A 19,198-nucleotide genomic window follows, 5' to 3' on the forward strand; every position below is an offset into this window, starting at 1 on the left:
TTTTTATCTTCTATTTATCCCCCCTATGAATGGTAAACCCTGTGGCTTGTTGATTAGCCATGATTGTCATGTCTGAAACCTGGACGCGTCGTGGTTGCTTGGTGACGTAGAGGACTGCATCCGCAATATCTTGGGCTTGGAGGGCTTCTAACCCTTGATAAACTTTCGCCGCCTTGTCCTTGTCACCGTGAAAACGAACTTGAGAAAAGTCGGTCTCAACGATACCAGGTTGAATGGTCGTCACCTTGATATCTGTGGCAATGGTATCGATACGCAAGCCATCGCTGAAAGTTTTTACTGCGGCCTTGGTAGCTGAATAAACGGCTGCCCCTGCGTAGGCATAGATGCCCGCCGTAGAGCCCATATTGATGATATGGCCCTCATTGGCGGCAACCATGCTTGGCAAAATCTGACGTGTCACCATCATCAAGCCCTTGACATTGGTGTCGAGCATGGTCAGCATGTCCCACTCCTCATAGTCTTGATAAGCTGTTAGACCTAGTGCCAGACCTGCATTATTGACTAAGACATGGACCTGACCTACACTTTTGAGAATAGCTTGGCAAACATCCTTGACCATGGACATATCAGTGACATCCAGAGCAAAGGTCCAAACTTTTTGATTTGGATAGGTTGCTTGAAGCTCCTCTTTTAGAGCTTCTAAACGCTCTACACGGCGACCTGTTAGGATGAGATTTTCTCCCTCTTTGGCAAAGGCACGCGCCGTTGCTTCGCCAATTCCTGATGTTGCCCCTGTAATAAGTACGTTTTTAGGCATGATATCCTCCACTCCTATAGTTCAGCTGCCCCTAATCGTTATTTGTCAATTCACCCAACTTCTTGATAAAATCAGGAAGTTCAAGCTTGGGCAGGGTAGATTTTTTATTTCCTGACTTCCAAAATATCCAGAGTAACTGGTTGAAACCGTCTTGCAAGACCTTCTTTTGTTTGTCCGAGAGATTGCCAAATTCTTGCAGCATCTGACCTATCTGTGGCAAGGCTTGGATGCCAATATCATCGAGGCTTTCAATACCTGAATCAAGGATGGTATCAAAAACCAAATCGCAAACTTGCTTGAGTTCTTGATTGGGCAAGGTCTCAATCCACTCTTGGAAGGTTTCTTCCAAACGTTGACTCAACTCTGTTGGCTGGTCCTCATAAACAAAATCATTTGCCACTAAATCAACCTCCCAAGTCAAGGCGTTATGTTGAGCAAATCCAATGCCTTCTGCTGCGACTAGCTGGGCAGGCCTATCCCAATAGAGCATAACCCCCACAACAGAATCTCGAGGTCTAATAACTGTCATCCTGGCTTTTAACTCTTGGTAAGAAGGCTTCTCTAAGAGGGACTTCATCAAGCCTGGGGAATCTAGGAGCAAAAGCTCTGCTATTTGCTCACGTAGAGCAGTCGAGCTTTGAACAGCCGAATAGAGGGCAAGATTACCACCCTTGGAATGTCCAGAAACAGCGATATAGCCACTGAGTTTTGGCAAGTGCTCAGACAGAAAGGCAATAGCTGAGCGATGGGCTGGAATTTCCCGACTGTAGGTCAGCTGAAAATCCTCCTTCCAGCCAATAACACTATCATCTGTCCCACGAAAAACAATCTGCTGGTAGTCCAGTTCAGGCAGACTAAAAATCATGGCTGCAAACTGCTTTTCGACTTCCTTGTCCAAGACACTACAGTAGTCACTTAGATTAAGTCCAGCGAAACGCCTAGACCTGACCATGGCTTCAGCCAAATCTACCCGTTCCTTAGTCACCATGAAGCTGTAGTCTGGATTTAAGTCCTTCCCTTCAGCATAGTCATGTAAATTGATGGTTTCCTTCAAATCACTTGCTGAGAGCCATTTTTCATAAGTCAGGTAGCCAATCTCATTGATGCAAACCTTATCCAAAATATTAAGAGGCTCTTGGTCGAAAGGCAAATCCTTAACCTTATCAAGATAATCGATTAAATTGGACATCATTACTCCTTAAAGTCTTTCTTACTTTGATTTTACTAGAATTTTCAATAAATTGTTAGTGAAAAATGTGATATGATAAGAGAGATTATTTATTAGGAAAAGGAAGCTTATGACTATTTCACGATTTTACCGTATCTTACTAGCTCTCTGTGGTTTGGTAGGAGTCTCTATCCAAATCCATGATGATGGTTGGGGCATGCTACTCTATTACACCGTTTTGTCCAATATCCTCGTCTTTTCTAGTTTGATTTTCTTTATCATCTATGACTTCAAAAAAGGAGATGCGACGACTAACACAAAACTCTTGCGTTACAAGGGTGGCGTAACCATGGCCATCCTCATCACTGGAGTCATCTATCACATCCTCTTGGCTCCTATTACAGAACCTGAGAAATTCTGGACCCTCCGCAATTTCTTGGTTCACTATATTGTCCCTTGGGGATTGGTGCTTGATACCCTCATTTTCGATGCTAAGAAAGCCTACCGTCTCCGTGAACCAATTTACTGGTCAGTGGTCCCTCTGTCTTACTTTGCCTTTGCCCTTCTAAATGGCTTGGTTCTAAAACTCCCAATCCCAGGTGCCAAAGATAGCCCTTTCGCCTACTTCTTTATCAATGTCAATAAATTTGGTTGGAACAAGGTCTTGGTAAATGTCCTAGTCATCAGTGCTGGGTATATCGCTGTTGGCTATCTCTTATATCTCTTGAAAAAATTTATCGGTCGTAAACCAGCATAAAATACAAACTGAGCTCCAAAAGGAACTCAGTTTTTTCTATTGCAATAAACCCAATTTCTCAAAAGCCTTGTAGAGGCCATCAGCTTCAACATCGTCTGTCACAAAGTCTGCCATATCCAAGATTTCTGGCCCACCATTTCCCATGGCAACCCCAACCTCACAGTATTCCAACATAGGGATATCAATCTTGGCATCACCAAAAGCAATGGTCTCCGAACGCTCAGCCCCCAAATGTTCCAAAAGGACATCGATGGCATTGGCCTTGTTAATATCCTTAACACCTAGATCACCAAACAAGGCTGTTTCACCTCGACCTCCCCAAGTATGGGCTTCAAGCTGTGGAAAAGCTTCTTTTGAATCTAAATGGTCCTGATAGGATTCTAAAACGAAACTGACCTTGTTTAGGTCATCACGGTAGAGTTCTCTACCATACTGAAGGCCATGAAGAAAATCTTCTGGTTCTTTCCCCTCAACAGACGCTACAGATTGCCCCTTTTGAATAGCGTAAGTCTTAAGCGTCTCACGTGCCCGCTCCCAAAAATCAGGACTGGCAAAGAGACCGTTATTACTCTCAAGATAAAAAGCTAGATGACGTTGGGTCAACCAATCCACAATCTTAGCCGCATCTTCCTTAGAAATCAGCTCATGCATGAGGACTTGGCCATGATGCTCTACATAAGAGCCATTACCACCAATCATCCTATCCAAGCCAATTTCCCATAATTCTGGCTGCATTTCTGCCTTACTACGACCAGTACAAACATAGACCAGATTGCCCTTTTCACGGGCCTGACGAATAGCCTTGATTGCTGATTCTGGAATGCGGTTATGATAATCCACCAAGGTCCCATCAACATCTAAAAAAATAAGTTTTGACATGTTTTCACCTCGAGTCTTCTTTTACTTTATTATACCCTGATACTGCTACAGGAGATACTACTATCCTTGGACAAACTGATACTATCCTACGATAGTATTGTCTCCAATCCAATGCATTGCCATTTTGCATGAAAGAAGCTATGATGAAAGTATGAATGATTTAAAAACACTACTGAATCACCTGCCCTATAAATTAGCAGCCTATGATGCCCAAGGAAACTTTCTCTATGACAATGGTGGCGCTGACGGTAGTTTCTTCCCCCGTGAGTCTGAAAATCTGCCTGATTGGATCATGTCTGAAGTGCTAGCCTCTCCTACCAAAGAAAGAAGTTATCAGATTCCAACAGACAGTTTTGATCAAGTCCTCATCCAAACCTACCAAGCTGCTATCGACAACGAAGGAAAGGTACTAGGATTTTGGGAAACCATTTATGATTTGAAGCAACCTCTCAAGACCTATCTGGATAACTCTGCTCAAGCTCTTGTCGCCTGGTCTGATGCCACTAGTGGCGCTAGTTTCAAGGAGGAAACTGACTTTTAAGCTAAATTTCTTGCTTTAATAAATGAAAAATTCACTTAATTCAAGGATAGCTCAAAACACCTTTATTCATAAAATGTGCCTAAGTCAGCACTACAAAGGCTTTTTGGAAATCAGTCACTTTAATATCTCTCACAGAATTTATAAACATTCTATTTTGCATTTTTGCGCTATTTAAGGTAGAATGGGAGTAATGAGAAAAAGAATAAAACCGATCGTTGTTTACGTGGTTCTAGCTCTTTTAGGATTAGCATTAGTTATTGCAAATATTCACAATACGTCCAAACAACAGGCGCATCTTCAAAACGTGAAATCTGCTATTCCTTATGCTACTACACCAAAAACAACAACCAGTAGTACATCTAGCAGTTCCGACGAGGAGCTGATACTCAATCCCATTATCGACCTTTCAGGGTGGCAACTACCTCAGGATATCGATTACGATGTCTTGTCAAATCATATTTCTGGTGCTATCGTCCGCGTCTTCGGTGGATCACTGATTAGTAAGGATAGCAATGCCGCTAGTTCGAATGGGGTCGACAAATCTTTTAAAACACATATTAAAGAACTCAAAAAACGTGACGTTCCAGTTGCCGTCTATTCCTACGCTCAAGGTACTTCTGTCAAGGAGATGAAGGAAGAAGCTCGTATTTTCTACAAAAATGCTTCTCCATACAAACCGACTTATTACTGGATTGACGTCGAAGAGGAAACCATGTCTAACATGGAGCAAGGTGTCCAAGCCTTTCTCGCTGAGCTCAAACGACTTGGAGCTGAAAATGTTGGTCTCTATATTGGTGCTTATTTCATGCTCGAGCAAGAAGTTTCAACTAAAAACTTCGACGCTGTTTGGATTCCAGCCTACGGTACCGATTCTGGTTATTACGAGGCTTTACCAAACACTGAAATCGACTATGACCTTCACCAGTATACGTCTCAAGGAAGCCTTCCAGGTTTCGACAACATCCTAGATCTTAACCAAATCAATCCAGAGAAAAACAAACGTAAAACCTTTGAAAAACTCTTTGGTAAGATTAAGCAAAAACCAACTAAAAATAAGAAGACTACTTCGACAAGTTCATCTAGTAGTCAGTAAAAACCAGTGTCTAAGGCACTGGTTTTCTTCTTGTCAAATTGGTTTAGGCGTGTTCGGACGAATGTGTTATAATGGATGGTAGAAATGTATAACTTTAAAAGGAGATATGACAATGGCTAAGAAAGGCAAAGTCAAGAAAACCTTGGTTGACCAAATTCTTGATAAAGCTAAAATTGACCATGATAGCTTATCCTTCAATGGTTTAGAAGGAGAGCTTCCAGAAGATGTGGCACGTGAGAGCATTTATAAAACCCTCGCCCTTAAGGGAGATAAGACAGGACCAGTCATCGGCATCGTCCCTATCACCGAGCACCTGTCTGAAAAGAAATTAGCTAAAATTTCAGGGAACAAGAAAGTTCAAATGATTCCACAAAAGGATCTCCAAAAAACGACTGGCTATGTTCACGGAGCCAACAACCCAGTGGGAATTCGCCAAAAACACAATTTCCCTATTTACATCGATCAGTCTGCCCAAGAAGCTGGTTTCCTTATTGTCTCAGCGGGAGAAATTGGGCGCTCTATCCGTATCAATAGTCAAGAACTTGCTGATTTTGTTAATGCTGAATTTGCTGATATTAAGGAGTAATCATGAAACTGTATTTTGTACGTCACGGTAAAACTGAGTGGAACTTGGAAGGCCGACTTCAAGGCGCCAAGGGAGACTCGCCTTTGCTTAAAGAATCTGTTGAACAAGTACGTGAGCTAGGTCACTATCTTAGTGACACTCATTTTGACTTGGTCTTCTCAAGTGACCTACCACGTGCTAAAAAAACTACAGAGCTCATCATGGAGTCTCAAAAACCTAAAGCTAAAGTTACCTACACTAAAGCTTTGCGTGAATGGCAGCTTGGCAAACTGGAAGGACAAAAAATTTCACTCGTTCAGGCCATCTATCCAAAAGAAATGGATGCCTTCCGTCATAACCTAGCCAACTTCCGTGCTAATGACTTCCAAGCTGAATCTGTTTACCAGACAACCAAACGTGTGGCCGAATTTGTCAAAACACTTAAAGATAGTGATGCTAAAAATGTCCTCATTGTTGGTCACGGAGCTAACCTAACAGCTTCTATCCGTACCCTCCTTGGTTTTGAACCGGGTCTTCTTCGTAAGGCAGGAGGTCTTGACAATGCTTCTGTCACTATTCTCGAAACCAATGATTTCGAGCACTTCACTCTCAAATGTTGGAATGATACATCTTATATGGATGAACAAAACAAGATCAGCTAAATCATCGACTGACTTCATAAGACAAGCGATCCTGAACAAGGGTCGCTTTTTTGCACTCAAAAAGCCCTTAAAGCCTACTACTTCAAGAGCTTCACTTCCATTATTTCCAACTCGGTTCCTCTGGCAAACGGTCTAATTCAACACCAAATCCTCGAGCCAAATCATCTAATTCCTTTTCGAAAACGTCTAGTTCCTGTAAGACAAGATCATACTGTCCTTCAGACAATAAACGCTTAAAACGAAGACCACGACTCAAAACAAATTCCATATCTATTTTGACAGTTCTATGAACATGTTCCCAATAGTTGTTAGCAAACTCTCGTTGCTTTTCTTCAGTATTAAGGTGGTCTGATAATGCATTATAGGAATCCCAGGCAAGACACTTCATCTGTTCTGCATCTCTAACACCTTCAAAGAGATCGTCACGTTTGGCTTCGAGTGATTCGACCTCTTTTCTCAAAGCCTCACGTTCAGCACTTAGTGCTTCAATATCATGTTTTAAGTTGTTGATTTCTACCATTTTCAAACTCCTTATCTCACGTTCTAGACAATAAAACGGCCACACGAGGCCGCTCTATTATCTTCCATATTTCATACGAAGGATTTTTTCCTGGTTCGCATTCAAACGAAGAAGGATAACCACTTTATCAATACTCATATTGCTCTCAAGAAGACGTTCAGCCGCCATCATAAGACCATTATTGATACCTAGTTGAAGTACTGGATTTTCATTATCATTGATATCAAAGATATATTTGTTATTTGGAAGGTCGAAAAGGACTTTCACCGCTCCAAAGAGTTGCTCAAAACTATCAATTTCCAAGTCAAAGACTGGCTTAGTACCTGGTTTAAGGCTACGTCCACGGTGGTTAAACCACATAGAATGCCAACCACCATTGAAGGCCCCCATGACATCATTGTCATAAGAATCTCCAACATAGAGCGTCGTCGATGGATTCATGTCAAATTGCTCAGCTGCGAGGTTGAAGATTTCCTTCTCAGGCTTTTGGAAACCTGTCGCCTGACTGACGATGACACGCTTAGGATCAACGTAATCATAAAGTCCCAACTTCTTAACCTTTTTAAGTTGGTGCTCTGTTGGTCCATTGGTAATAATCCCCATAGGCACATTTTTTTCCTTGAGGAAATCAAGGGTCATGCGCATTTCATCAAGCATGGTGATGTTTTCCAACTCATGCTCGTAAACCTCTTGGAAATGGTTGCCCGTTTCTTCATCAATTTCACGGTAGCCAAACTCCAAAAGGGTCTCTTTACAGCGCCAAAAACGGAAATACTCGGTTGTCCACTCACCTGCCATTACACGTGGAAAACCAACATCAGAATAGTGGCGGAAACGAATGTAGGCTTGATTCATGTGACTCATATCAAAGTCAGGGAAACATTTTTCCATGGCAATACGATAAGGTGCCTGTTGGTCATAAATAGTATCGTCAACGTCAAAAACAATAGAGGTAATCATCTGTCCGTTCTTTCTTATATCATTCTCTTGTCAGAGACTTAGGTAAATTAAGGGGTCTAACAACTAAACTGAAACATCAGACACTCCTAGTGAAATACTAAGTCTTGCAAAAGTAAGCTTTAAGTCAACTGTCTTGTGGCAATCTTACTCGTCTGTTTTTTATCTGAATGCAATTGCCCAAACAGTCTTATTATACCGTTTTTGCCCTTTCTTTTCAATTTTTGACCCCACTTAAGAAAAGATTATTTGTGTTTTGAAGATAGAAAAGGGTTTGGAACATTTTGTCCCAAACCTAATGAATCTTGTCATATTCAGACACTTATTTAATTTCTTTGAAGGTCATTTTTTGTTTGACTTCACCCTGACCACCCTTGGCAATCTGGTAATAGAAATCTTTTGATGTGAAGTGGTCACCATAAGCAAAGACCTTGTTGTACTGCCATTGTGACAGTTGATCATCCTCTTTTTTACCAAGAGTCAATGTTGTCTTTGTCACACTGTATTCCCACTTAGCTGTTTGGTCATTATAGGCCTTGTCAAAGTCAGTCTGACTCTTAGCAGCATTAACCACTGTCGTACGATCTTGACTCACAAGTGCCTTGTTCCCACCTTCTTGGAAGGCTACATACATGACACGATTATTGACCTCACCGTTTAGAGTACTTGAGTATTGGTAAACCTTACCAGGTACAACACTATCCAAATGGTGTGTTCCCCAGTAATAGAAAGCACCAAATCCAGCTCCCGTAACCAAGAGACAAGCAAGAACAACACTAATAATGATATTTCTCTTTGACATGTCTTGCCCCTCTCTATTCGTCACCAGTTAGGTCAGAGAAAGTTGCCTCTGAGTCTGTTTCAGTGTGGCTTGAAGAACTTGATGATGAACGTTCAACACTTGATGAACTTGAACTCATGCGTGTTTCTGTTTGAGAATCATCACTTGATGAAGCCTTAGATTCTGAAGATTTCTCAGTGCTTGATGATGAACTTTCTTTTTCCTTGTAAACATCAACGTTGAAAGCCCACTTATCACCCTTATAACTTACCTGAATTTGAGCATATTTTGCCTTAATAAGATCTGACAGCTTACCTCCGTTGCTAAGGGTGTCGTAAATCTTTTCAGCGAGAGCTTTCGCATTAGCTTCCGTTTTGGCACCATCTTTAGGTCCATCAACAATATCTTTAGCTTTTGGCGTTTCACCTTCAAGGTAAAGGGCTTTGCTTTCAGTGTCCTTCTTAGCTGTAGCATTTGCACCATTCTTATCACCTTCATGTGAGAAGAATGTCCATGCAGGACTACCTGAGCGTTTTTGTTGATATACTTGTTCGAATTCACTTTGAACCTTATCTTGGAAAGCATCATCAGTCAATTCTTTTTCCTTAGAACTTTCTGTACTTGCTTTGCTTTCACTACTGCTTGCTGTTGAGCTTGATGCAGAAGATGATGATCCACTTGTTGAGCTTGATGAAGCATCTTTAGATTCTGATGATGTTGAAGATGATTCCTTGCCATCTTTAGAATCTTTAGTATCTTTGTCTTTATCGTTGTTATTGTTAGTCGTGTTGTTTGAGAATGAAACGCTATTGTCAGAATTATCTGGAGCGTAAATCACTGTATTCTTAGAATGGTCATCAGAGACAAATGTGCTGTTATTGATAATCACTCGGTTGTTATCACCGTAGTAGTTGTTGATAACAATCTTAGAATGTGCACAACGGTAACCGTTACCAGTCACATGGTAACCTGCTGGGACATCACCATCACGTTTCAAGATGAGGACATCACCTGCGAAGATAAGATCAATATTCTGAATATTGTTATCGTAGGCTAATTTTTCAATAGAAATTCCAGTTGCTTGAGAGATTCCCCACAAGGTATCTCCCCATTGAATCACGTATTGTTGGCCATCTAACTGCTGTGGATTGATGTTCTGAGTTGTCAAATTATTTGTAATTTGTTCAGGTGTGCTGGCAATCCAGTTTGTAATATCAGCAGCGTGAGCACTTGTTTGATTTTGATAAAAGCTATCTGCTAACACAGATACCGTAGGCATCCCAATGGGTGCTAGTAAAGCGCCAAGCATCACGGCTTTACTAACATAATTTTTCTTTTTCATCGCATTTCCTCCTTATATCATACGAAACTTACTTTGCTATTGTACACCCTTTTTATTATATTTGTCAATAAATTCTATAACTTTCTAATCAAAGGTTAATGCTAGTTAGCGATTTGTCCTAAAAATAGACAAATCCTAGCTTTATTTATCTGACATTTAATCATTTGTCCTATCTTTAGAAGATGATTTATGATACAATAATTACGACTATTTTATGGAGGACTAACATGTCAAATCAACACATGGAAGAATTGAACGATCAACAGATTGTCCGTCGTGAAAAAATGACGGCCTTGGCTGAACAAGGAATCGATCCTTTTGGTAAGCGATTCGAACGCACAGCTACATCTGGTCAATTAAAAGAAAAATACGCTGACAAAACAAAAGAAGAATTGCACGAAATCAACGAAACTGCTACTATCGCAGGTCGTTTGATGACTAAACGTGGTAAAGGTAAAGTTGGCTTCGCCCACATCCAAGACCGCGATGGTCAAATCCAAATCTACGTGCGTAAAGATGCTGTCGGTGAAGAAAACTACGAAATCTTCAAGAAAGCTGACCTTGGTGACTTCCTCGGTATCGAAGGTGAAGTTATGCGTACAGATATGGGAGAACTTTCTATTAAAGCTACTCATATCACACACTTGTCTAAAGCCCTTCGTCCATTGCCTGAGAAATTCCACGGACTTTCAGACGTTGAAACAATCTACCGTAAACGTTACCTCGATTTGATTTCTAACCGTGAAAGCTTTGACCGCTTTGTCACACGTTCAAAAATCATTTCTGAAATCCGTCGCTACCTCGATGCTCAAGGTTTCCTTGAAGTAGAAACACCTGTCCTTCACAATGAAGCTGGTGGTGCTGCTGCTAAACCTTTCATCACTCACCACAATGCACAAAACATCGACATGGTGCTTCGTATTGCGACTGAGCTCCACCTCAAACGCCTCATCGTTGGTGGTATGGAACGCGTTTACGAAATCGGACGTATCTTCCGTAACGAAGGTATGGATGCCACTCACAACCCTGAGTTCACATCTATCGAAGTTTACCAAGCTTACGCTGACTTCCACGATATCATGAACTTGACTGAAGGCATCATCCAACACGCTGCTAAAGCTGTTAAAGGTGACGGACCTATCAACTATCAAGGAACTGAAATCAAGATCAACGAACCATTCAAACGCATCCACATGGTTGACGCTATCAAGGAAATCACTGGCGTTGACTTCTGGCAAGACATGACTTTGGATGAAGCCAAAGCAATCGCTGCTGAAAAGAATGTTCCAGTTGAAAAACACTACACTGAAGTTGGTCACATCATCAACGCCTTCTTCGAAGAATTCGTTGAAGAAACATTGATTCAACCAACATTCGTTTACGGTCACCCAGTTGCTGTGTCTCCATTGGCTAAGAAAAACCCAGAAGACCCACGCTTCACTGACCGTTTCGAACTCTTCATCATGACTAAAGAGTACGGAAATGCCTTCACCGAATTGAACGACCCAATCGATCAATTGTCACGTTTCGAAGCACAAGCTGCTGCTAAAGAACTCGGTGATGACGAAGCAACAGGTATCGACTACGACTACGTTGAAGCCCTTGAATACGGTATGCCGCCAACAGGTGGACTCGGAATCGGTATCGACCGTCTCTGCATGCTCCTCACTGACACAACAACCATCCGTGATGTCTTGTTGTTCCCAACGATGAAATAATAATCATATCCCATTATTTGAATAATGGGATATTTTTATATGAGGTATAAACGTGTTTAAAAAATTGAAGTCCCTTTTTAAGAAAAAATCAACTGTAGTTGAACAGCCTGAGACAAAGAGAGAAGAAAGTCAATTAGACTTTCCCATAGACCGCACAGATTATTTTTTCGATCATGCACTTGTATTCTATTGTGAAGAAAATAATATCCCGTCAGAAAAACTAAGCAAATCAGATATGCTAGAGATTAGCAAAAGAGCTGCCTTTCATCTCAGTGTCTTCGTAGCTTGGCTAGCAAAACATGATTTTCTGAATTCCCAAAGCGATGGATTTAACCTTGAAGATGCACAAAAACTCAAAAACGAAACGATTACGGGTACAGACTATCTCTTTAAACATCTTGATGAAAAACTCTATTCATCTGATATTAGTGACACACTCCTCCCCTTCATCTCTGATTTTTATAAAGATTATATGGATTTTTGTTATACAGTCTTGGTTGATGATGTTGCTAGAACTGAATTTGACTGGAAAATCTATCACTTGGTTGAAGATGATATCGACGAGATGTTCAGTCAATATAAAACTCACATCAATTAATATGAAAAACGCTTCTCTCATCTCGAGAGAAGCATTTTCTTATTTCCAAAATTTTGCTTTTGAAGTAGCAAGACATTATTTCAGATGTTTTTTCACATCGGAAAATCTCGATAAGTGCTCTCTTCGATTACAAAAATGATGTACTTTTATAACTTAGTCTTACGTAATGAATCACTATACCTAGATAAGTCAGCAAGCTTCTAATTGAACAAATTATTTAGAAGCTTATTTTTGATATAATGATAGTAATTTGTATTCTTAGAAAGGGATTATACAATGCCAGAGGGAATTAATTTATTTCAGGACACTTTGATAAAATCACTTAAGTTTGGTTTTGTTGATAACATTAAATATCAAGAGGGTGGTTATTCTCCCCAAATTCTTGTGAACAATAGCGATGAAAAGCGCTATGTCTTGACAGACCTACAGGAAGAATTGAGTAAGTGTACTGCTTTCTATTTTTCTGTCGCTTTTGTCACTAAAAATGGAATTGCCATGATTAAGTCTCAGTTATCAGATTTAATGGACAAGAAAGTACCAGGAAAAATCTTGATTTCTCCTTATCTAGATTTCAACGACCCTGATGCAATGCGTGAGCTACTAAAACTTAAAAATGTTGAAGTTCGTTTAACGCCTGAAAAGATGCAGATGCACGCTAAATTCTATCTTTTCGAACATACTGGTAAACAGGTACTGATTTCAGGTAGTTCAAACCTCACACATACAGCTCTAAAAATTAATTATGAGTGGAATATCAAACTGACCTCTACTCATAACGGGGAGTTCATTCAAAATACCAAATCAGAATTTGACCGTATTTGGGAACAATCAGAGTTACTAACATCCGAAATAATTGATACCTATGCTAAAAAGAGAAAGAAGGTCATTAGTCTCACAAAGATTAATGATGAAGAGAAACTCCCCTATTCAGCTGAAAAAATTGTTCCTAATAAAATGCAAGAAGCCGCACTAGAAGGGCTCAAAAATATTCGAGAACAGGGAAAAGATAGAGCACTCGTTATTAGTGCCACAGGTACTGGTAAGACATTTTTATCTGCCTTTGACGTTAAACAATATAATCCTGAACGCATGTTATTCATCGTCCATCGTGAACAGATTCTCAAAAAATCTTTAATAGATTTTCAAAAAGTTCTGGGCTTTAATCCATCTGAAGGACATATTTATCACTCGGGTGACGATTTAACTGGTAAAAAATATATTTTTGCGACTATTCAAACATTGTCACGCGAGGACAACTTAAAAGCATTTTCAAAAGACTTCTTCGACTATATTCTCATTGACGAAGTGCATAAGGCTGGGGCTGATTCATACAAAAAAGTTATGGGCTATTTTACACCCAATTTTTATCTAGGTATGACAGCAACTCCTGAACGTACTGATGGCCAAAATATCTACGAGATTTTTGACTATAATATTGCCTATGAGATTCGCCTACAAGATGCATTAGAAAATGACATGCTCTGTCCATTCGTTTATTTTGGTGTTAAAGACATTGAAATTAATGGGAAACTTATTGACGAAAAATCAAACATCACAAACCTTACATCAGATGAGCGTGTCAAACATATTCTAAATAAAATTGATTTCTATGGTGTTTGTAATAATCAAGTTCGTGGACTTATTTTTTGCTCATCAAAAGCAGAAGCCAGAGAGTTATCAATAAAACTTAATCAACATGGAAAACGTACCATCGCATTGACTGGTGATGACGATATCAACTATCGTGAAAAGGTTGTTAAGCAATTAGAAGATGGAGAGCTAGAATATATCTTGACCGTTGATATTTTTAATGAGGGGATAGATATACCATCCGTAAACCAGGTAGTTATGTTACGTAACACGCAATCAAGTATCATTTTTGTTCAGCAGCTTGGTCGTGGACTTCGTAAGCATAAAAGCAAAGATTACGTTACTATTATTGATTTTATTGGTAATTACAAAAATAACTATCTGATTCCAATTGCATTATTCGGTGATAAATCTATGAATAAAGATAATTACCGTCGTGAACTGCGTGAACCAAATATCTTGAGTGGTTTAACAACCGTAAACTTTGAGGAAGTTGCTAAAGAACAAATCTTCAAATCGATTACAAATACGGTTCTATCTAACATGAAAATTCTCAAAGATGCTTATACAGATCTTGAAAATAAACTTGGTAGAACTCCTATGCTAATCGATCATTTAACCTTTGATAATATTGATCCAATAGTATTTTTTAACAATAATAGCTTCAAAAACTATGCAGATGTTATTAACAAATTTTTAAACAAGTCAATAGAACTCACTGACACTGAGAGTAACTGGTTGAGTTTTATCACATTTGAACTTCTTCCTGGTAAACGAAAACATGAGCTGCTTCTACTTCAGAAACTTATCAAAAAGGGGGAAGTCTCGAAAGATAAATTTATTGAGATACTGGAAACTGAACAATTATCTACTAGAGACTCAATCATCTCCTCCGTTGAAAATGTATTAAGTCTTCAATTTCTTAAATCTCAAGAGGTAAAAAAATTCGGTACTGAACCTCTGGTCACTCTAGAAAAAAATGTTTATAAGCTCAATCCTGAGGTCCTAGATTGTTTCAAGAACTCTGATTTTGCCTTGCTTTTTAATGATGTTATTGAGGCAGGACTCTACAAAGCGAATGATTATCCTGAAATATTTACAATTGGTCAAAAATATTCACGTCGTGATGTCTGTAAACTACTCAATTGGTCTAAAGATGAACCTCCTCTTAATATTGGTGGCTATAAAATCGATAAGAATACTAACACTTGTCCAATCTTTATCACCTATCATAAAGATGATGAAATCAGTGATACGATTAAATACGAAGATGAGTTGTTAAACGAAACTACTCTAAAATGGTTCTCTAAGAACAAGCGTACACTTGAGTCGCCAGATGTAAAAGCAATTATCAATTCACCTGAAAATGGATTAGATCTAAAATTATTTATTATTAAAGATGATGCTGAGGGTGGCGATTTTTACTATTTAGGTGACCTGACGATCGTGCCATCAACCGTTGAAGAATTAGTACGTCCACTTGAAAGCGGCAATGAAAGTATTGTTACTATGAACTTCAAACTAGATAATCCTGTTCCTGATACTCTTTATCGTTACATAACTAATAAGTAAGAGCACCACATTTGTGATGCTCTTATTTTGATAACAATTCTACAGCTGGTCGGTCTACAGGTGCCCAATCTAAAGTTTTCAAGCGACTTGGCTCTAGCCAAGCTGAATCCTGATGTTCCAACAAATCTAGATTTCCAGAAACAAGTTTAGCATGAAAGGTTTTCATAACAACAGTTCCAAAATCATAATCATAGGAAGCTTCATTAACGAAGGAAATAATCTCAATCTGAGAATTTAATTCTTCATGAATCTCTCGAATTAATGCTTCTTCAGGTGATTCTCCTTCTTCCAACTTACCTCCAGGAAATTCCCAGTATCCTCCTAAACTTTTTCCTTCTGGTCGTTGGGCACAAAAGATTTTGCCATCCTTTTCGATGGCTGCTGCCACAACATTAATGATTTTTTTAGACATCTAACATTCCTCCAGATAGTATTCTATCAAAAAGCTATCACGACAAGCAAACTTTAATTTGTTATTTAAAAATACTTCTCTCATCTCGAAAGAAGCATTTTCTTATTTCCAAAATTTTGCTTTTGAGGCTGCGACCCAAGCTGATAGACAAGCTAGGGCTACTACTGCATAGATAGCGTATTGTTTCGTAGGATAAAGCCAGGCTTTGTTTTCTTCATGCCAGCGAGACTTCCAGAGGCCAATGTAATCGCCCGTCATTCCAGGATTTTTAAGGCGCTCCATGTAATTGGCAGGTAGGTTATCAGGCTGATTCATCTGCACGTTAACGATAAAGATAACCAAAGCAAGCGCAATGACAACTAGGAGTGCCAGGGTAATCTTTTTCTTAGCTGTTAGTTGAAATGTTTTCAATTATTTTTCTCCCTCATTTATGAAATAATCTACTCATATAGTTTAGTATAAAAAGGCAATTCTGAAAAGTCCTCTATGACACCAATGTAAGATAAGTCAAAACCTTGCACATCTTCCTCATGGTGCTATAATAAAGATGTCGGTCTGTCTAGAAATAATACACTTTTAGGCAGATATGACTTAGAAAGAGGTGTTTATGACATATTCAAAGAAGGTTTCCCTTTCTGAGGTAAACCAATCCATAGATACACCAAATAATAATCGTTTTTGGCAAAATCTTAAGGCTTTCTTGGGACCTGGGGCTCTTGTGGCCGTGGGTTACATGGATCCAGGGAACTGGATTACCAGTGTCGTCGGTGGGGCGACCTACAAGTATAGTCTGCTTTTTGTCATCTTAATTTCATCTTTAATCGCTATGCAGTTGCAACAAATGGCTGGGAAATTAGGGATTGTGACCCAAATGGACTTGGCCCAAGCGACTGCCTACCACTCGCCCAAATGGTTGCGATACACGCTTTGGGTGATTCTGGAGCTTGCCTTAATGGCGACGGATTTGGCTGAGGTGCTTGGTTCTGCCATCGCACTGAACCTGCTCTTTGGTATTCCAATTATGGTTGCCATTCTGGTGACAGTCCTAGATGTCTTCCTACTCCTACTCATCATGAAGCTGGGATTCAAGAAAATCGAGGCTATTGTTTCAACCTTGATTTTGACCATCTTGGTTATCTTTGTCTACCTGGTAGCCTTGTCTGAGCCTAGTATTACGGGAATCCTCGAGGGTTATCTCCCTACGCCAGCGCTCTTTGAGCCACATGCTGCTGGGCACACCAACCAGTTGACTTTGGCACTTGGGATTGTGGGTGCAACCGTTATGCCACATAACCTCTACTTGCACTCATCCTTGTCACAGACTCGTAAGGTTGACTATTCTGATGGTAAAGATGTGACAAAGGCTGTCCGTTTCATGACCTGGGACTCCAACATTCAGTTGACTTTGGCCTTTGTGGTTAACTCCCTCCTCTTGATTTTGGGTGCAGCTCTCTTCTTTGGCCACGCTTCTGATATTTCAGCTTTCTCACAAATGTACAATGCCCTTCAGGACTCTAAGATTGCTGGTGCGGTTGCTAGTTCAACACTTTCAACCCTCTTTGCCTTGGCACTCTTGGCTAGTGGTCAAAACTCTACCATTACTGGTACCCTAACTGGTCAAATTGTCATGGAAGGCTTCCTCCACATGAGGTTACCTCAGTGGGTTATTCGTTTGTTCACACGTCTCTTTGCACTGCTTCCTGTTATCGTTGTAGCCATTCTCTACGGCGATCAAGAAAAGACCCTGGATCAACTCTTGGTTTATTCACAAGTATTCCTTTCAATTGCCTTGCCATTCTCTATCTTCCCTTTGATTTACTACACTTCTAAGAAATCACTCATGGGAAAACACGTCAATGCCAAGTGGAATACCTTCCTTGGTTATGCCATCGCTATTGTCCTAACCATTCTCAATCTCAAACTTATCTTTGATACGTTTTAAACAAAAAAATAAGGCCAGCGCCATGCTGACCTTGTTTTAGTTTTTGAAGGCGTCAACGAGAACTTGGAATTCTTCGTTGCTGAGGGTAATCCCCTTGCCCATCTTGGTATGGTCTGGACTCCATGTACGGATGTCATACTTAGCTGGTGCGCCATTGAAACTCACACGATTGAGTTCCTTAGTCCAACCCTTGTCATTCTCAGACAAGACCAAGAGTTTTTCTTCAATTTCAAATGAAAATTCTGCCATTTGCTTACCTCCACTAGCTTTATTCGTTTTTTTCTGTGAAAATTGTCTGTTTTAGAATGAAGTTATCCACAAAAATTCACCTTTCATGCTATAATTATTTTATCAAGAAACGAGGGAAATGACCATGATAAACTTTTTAGAAGCCGTAAAGCATCAGCTTCATCAGTTTGTGGAAATAGGTCACAGCAAACCTGTCCACCTAATGCAGAATCAACTTATTAACGATATCTATCATGCTATTGATCATAATCAAATGGTCATGCTGACATCCAATCAGAAGACCTATAAGGGCTACATCAACCGTTATGACAGGGAGCGACAAGCCATCTTTATCGAGCAGGATAAGATCATCAGCATGATTGAACTTGATGAAATCAAACGTCTAAAAATCATATCACAACGAGGTTAAGTTTATCAGTTAACCTCGTTTTATTATTAGGTTGACTTTTTTGAAACCACTTGCTATAATAAGTTAACTATTTATTTACGAAAGGTTAACTAAAAATGACACAAAATCGTACACTGTCACTTATTCTTCCAGCTTTTGGTGCTGCCATCATTGCTGCCCTAGCTCAAATTGTTATTCCTATCGGTGCAGTTCCCATTACTCTGCAAACTTTTGCTGTCGGACTTGTTGCTGCTATCCTTAAGCCAAGAGAGGCGACACTTGCTGCTACCCTCTACCTGATTCTAGGCGCCATTGGTCTACCAGTTTTTGCAGGTGGAGGCGGTGGGCTCCAATCCTTCTTTGGACCTTCAGCTGGCTATTTGTTGGCCTATCCATTTTTCGCCTTTGTCACTTCAAAACTAACTCATGCTGAGACTCCTATCTGGAAAATCTTTGTGGCTTTTGTTTTGGGAGATGCACTTGTCTTTGTTGGTGGTATCCTCAGCCTGCACTTTCTCGGAAAAATGGGATGGTCTGCAGCTGTAGCTGTTGGCTTGACACCCTTTATTATTCCTGACCTCTTAAAAGGTCTCATCGTCGCTTTGGTGACTAAGCCAGTCTTAAAAGCTCTTAAAAATCATAGTTACTTTAACTAAAAAAGATTGAAGACTTTGTTCATGTGAACA

The 19,198-nt window shown here is 39.9% G+C and carries 21 protein-coding genes; 11 read left to right on the forward strand and 10 right to left on the reverse strand.

All coding sequences use genetic code 11. The features are described from left to right. Window positions 1–10: 10 nt before the first annotated feature. Window positions 11–778 carry an SDR family NAD(P)-dependent oxidoreductase gene (locus tag HMPREF2607_RS06650; RefSeq protein ID WP_070476411.1) on the reverse strand — a complete coding sequence of 256 codons (768 nt, stop codon included), beginning with the start codon at window positions 776–778 and terminating at the stop codon, window positions 11–13. A 31-nt stretch (window positions 779–809) separates the two neighbouring features. Continuing rightward, window positions 810–1,967: an Mbeg1-like protein gene (locus tag HMPREF2607_RS06655; protein WP_070476413.1), complete on the reverse strand. Its 1,158-nt coding sequence runs from the start codon at window positions 1,965–1,967 to the stop codon at window positions 810–812. Between the two features lie 109 nt (window positions 1,968–2,076). Between HMPREF2607_RS06655 and HMPREF2607_RS06660 the strand changes: the two genes are divergently transcribed. Beyond that, window positions 2,077–2,703, forward strand: a complete 627-nt coding sequence (locus tag HMPREF2607_RS06660; RefSeq protein WP_002890606.1) for a Pr6Pr family membrane protein — start codon at window positions 2,077–2,079, stop codon at window positions 2,701–2,703. 36 nt (window positions 2,704–2,739) lie between these two features. Here the strand turns inward: HMPREF2607_RS06660 and HMPREF2607_RS06665 are convergent, their stop codons facing one another. Beyond that, on the reverse strand, window positions 2,740–3,582 hold the full coding sequence (locus tag HMPREF2607_RS06665) for a Cof-type HAD-IIB family hydrolase (RefSeq protein WP_070476415.1): 843 nt from the start codon (window positions 3,580–3,582) through the stop codon (window positions 2,740–2,742). A gap of 151 nt (window positions 3,583–3,733) precedes the next feature. Between HMPREF2607_RS06665 and HMPREF2607_RS06670 the strand changes: the two genes are divergently transcribed. The 4 genes from HMPREF2607_RS06670 (at window position 3,734) to HMPREF2607_RS06685 (ending at window position 6,443) form a co-directional block, all read left to right on the forward strand. Next, the gene (locus tag HMPREF2607_RS06670; protein WP_021144402.1) at window positions 3,734–4,123 is read left to right on the forward strand and encodes a hypothetical protein; all 390 of its coding nucleotides are present in this window, start codon (window positions 3,734–3,736) and stop codon (window positions 4,121–4,123) included. Window positions 4,124–4,313: 190 nt separating this feature from the next. Further along, window positions 4,314–5,216, forward strand: a complete 903-nt coding sequence (locus tag HMPREF2607_RS06675; protein ID WP_037600402.1) for a glycoside hydrolase family 25 protein — start codon at window positions 4,314–4,316, stop codon at window positions 5,214–5,216. A 112-nt stretch (window positions 5,217–5,328) separates the two neighbouring features. After that, on the forward strand, window positions 5,329–5,802 hold the full coding sequence (locus HMPREF2607_RS06680) for an aminoacyl-tRNA deacylase (RefSeq protein WP_014634221.1): 474 nt from the start codon (window positions 5,329–5,331) through the stop codon (window positions 5,800–5,802). A 2-nt stretch (window positions 5,803–5,804) separates the two neighbouring features. Then, a complete protein-coding gene (locus HMPREF2607_RS06685) occupies window positions 5,805–6,443 on the forward strand; it encodes a histidine phosphatase family protein (protein ID WP_014634220.1) in 639 nt (212 codons plus the stop codon). A 100-nt stretch (window positions 6,444–6,543) separates the two neighbouring features. Here the strand turns inward: HMPREF2607_RS06685 and HMPREF2607_RS06690 are convergent, their stop codons facing one another. The 4 genes from HMPREF2607_RS06690 to HMPREF2607_RS06705 all read right to left on the reverse strand — a co-directional run bounded on the left by HMPREF2607_RS06690 (window position 6,544) and on the right by HMPREF2607_RS06705 (window position 10,043). Continuing rightward, on the reverse strand, window positions 6,544–6,963 hold the full coding sequence (locus HMPREF2607_RS06690; RefSeq protein WP_014634219.1) for a hypothetical protein: 420 nt from the start codon (window positions 6,961–6,963) through the stop codon (window positions 6,544–6,546). Window positions 6,964–7,020: 57 nt separating this feature from the next. Then, window positions 7,021–7,923, reverse strand: a complete 903-nt coding sequence (locus HMPREF2607_RS06695) for an HAD family hydrolase (protein WP_002890593.1) — start codon at window positions 7,921–7,923, stop codon at window positions 7,021–7,023. A 319-nt stretch (window positions 7,924–8,242) separates the two neighbouring features. Then, window positions 8,243–8,722, reverse strand: coding sequence for a hypothetical protein (locus tag HMPREF2607_RS06700; RefSeq protein WP_002885961.1), 480 nt, complete (start codon window positions 8,720–8,722; stop codon window positions 8,243–8,245). A gap of 13 nt (window positions 8,723–8,735) precedes the next feature. Then, entirely contained in the window at window positions 8,736–10,043 is a 1,308-nt protein-coding gene (locus HMPREF2607_RS06705) for a LysM peptidoglycan-binding domain-containing protein (RefSeq protein WP_070476417.1), read from the reverse strand. A gap of 227 nt (window positions 10,044–10,270) precedes the next feature. Between HMPREF2607_RS06705 and lysS the strand changes: the two genes are divergently transcribed. From lysS to HMPREF2607_RS06720, 3 genes are all read left to right on the forward strand, one after another. Then, window positions 10,271–11,761 carry a lysine--tRNA ligase gene (gene lysS, locus HMPREF2607_RS06710; RefSeq protein ID WP_070476419.1) on the forward strand — a complete coding sequence of 497 codons (1,491 nt, stop codon included), beginning with the start codon at window positions 10,271–10,273 and terminating at the stop codon, window positions 11,759–11,761. A gap of 52 nt (window positions 11,762–11,813) precedes the next feature. Next, entirely contained in the window at window positions 11,814–12,359 is a 546-nt protein-coding gene (locus tag HMPREF2607_RS06715) for a DUF7832 domain-containing protein (RefSeq protein ID WP_070476421.1), read from the forward strand. 276 nt (window positions 12,360–12,635) lie between these two features. Next, window positions 12,636–15,521, forward strand: a complete 2,886-nt coding sequence (locus HMPREF2607_RS06720) for a DEAD/DEAH box helicase (RefSeq protein ID WP_070476423.1) — start codon at window positions 12,636–12,638, stop codon at window positions 15,519–15,521. Window positions 15,522–15,543: 22 nt separating this feature from the next. Here the strand turns inward: HMPREF2607_RS06720 and HMPREF2607_RS06725 are convergent, their stop codons facing one another. Both HMPREF2607_RS06725 and HMPREF2607_RS06730 read right to left on the reverse strand, forming a co-directional pair. Continuing rightward, window positions 15,544–15,933, reverse strand: a complete 390-nt coding sequence (locus HMPREF2607_RS06725; protein WP_049545284.1) for a (deoxy)nucleoside triphosphate pyrophosphohydrolase — start codon at window positions 15,931–15,933, stop codon at window positions 15,544–15,546. Window positions 15,934–16,035: 102 nt separating this feature from the next. Next, window positions 16,036–16,344, reverse strand: coding sequence for a hypothetical protein (locus tag HMPREF2607_RS06730; RefSeq protein ID WP_049545283.1), 309 nt, complete (start codon window positions 16,342–16,344; stop codon window positions 16,036–16,038). Between the two features lie 196 nt (window positions 16,345–16,540). Here HMPREF2607_RS06730 and HMPREF2607_RS06735 point away from each other — a divergent pair, with 196 nt between their 5' ends. Continuing rightward, window positions 16,541–17,875, forward strand: coding sequence for an Nramp family divalent metal transporter (locus HMPREF2607_RS06735; protein WP_037603898.1), 1,335 nt, complete (start codon window positions 16,541–16,543; stop codon window positions 17,873–17,875). A gap of 36 nt (window positions 17,876–17,911) precedes the next feature. On the opposite strand, the gene HMPREF2607_RS06740 is transcribed toward HMPREF2607_RS06735, so the two are convergent. Then, a complete protein-coding gene (locus tag HMPREF2607_RS06740) occupies window positions 17,912–18,124 on the reverse strand; it encodes a YdbC family protein (protein ID WP_002886106.1) in 213 nt (70 codons plus the stop codon). 124 nt (window positions 18,125–18,248) lie between these two features. On the opposite strand from HMPREF2607_RS06740, the gene HMPREF2607_RS06745 reads away from it, so the two are divergent. Further along, complete coding sequence (locus HMPREF2607_RS06745) at window positions 18,249–18,533, forward strand: hypothetical protein (protein ID WP_037603900.1); 285 nt, start codon at window positions 18,249–18,251, stop codon at window positions 18,531–18,533. A gap of 95 nt (window positions 18,534–18,628) precedes the next feature. After that, window positions 18,629–19,168 carry a biotin transporter BioY gene (locus HMPREF2607_RS06750; RefSeq protein WP_014634210.1) on the forward strand — a complete coding sequence of 180 codons (540 nt, stop codon included), beginning with the start codon at window positions 18,629–18,631 and terminating at the stop codon, window positions 19,166–19,168. Window positions 19,169–19,198 lie beyond the last annotated feature (30 nt).

Source organism: Streptococcus sp. HMSC078H03, assembly GCF_001808655.1.
In the GTDB taxonomy this organism is placed as follows: domain Bacteria; phylum Bacillota; class Bacilli; order Lactobacillales; family Streptococcaceae; genus Streptococcus; species Streptococcus salivarius_G.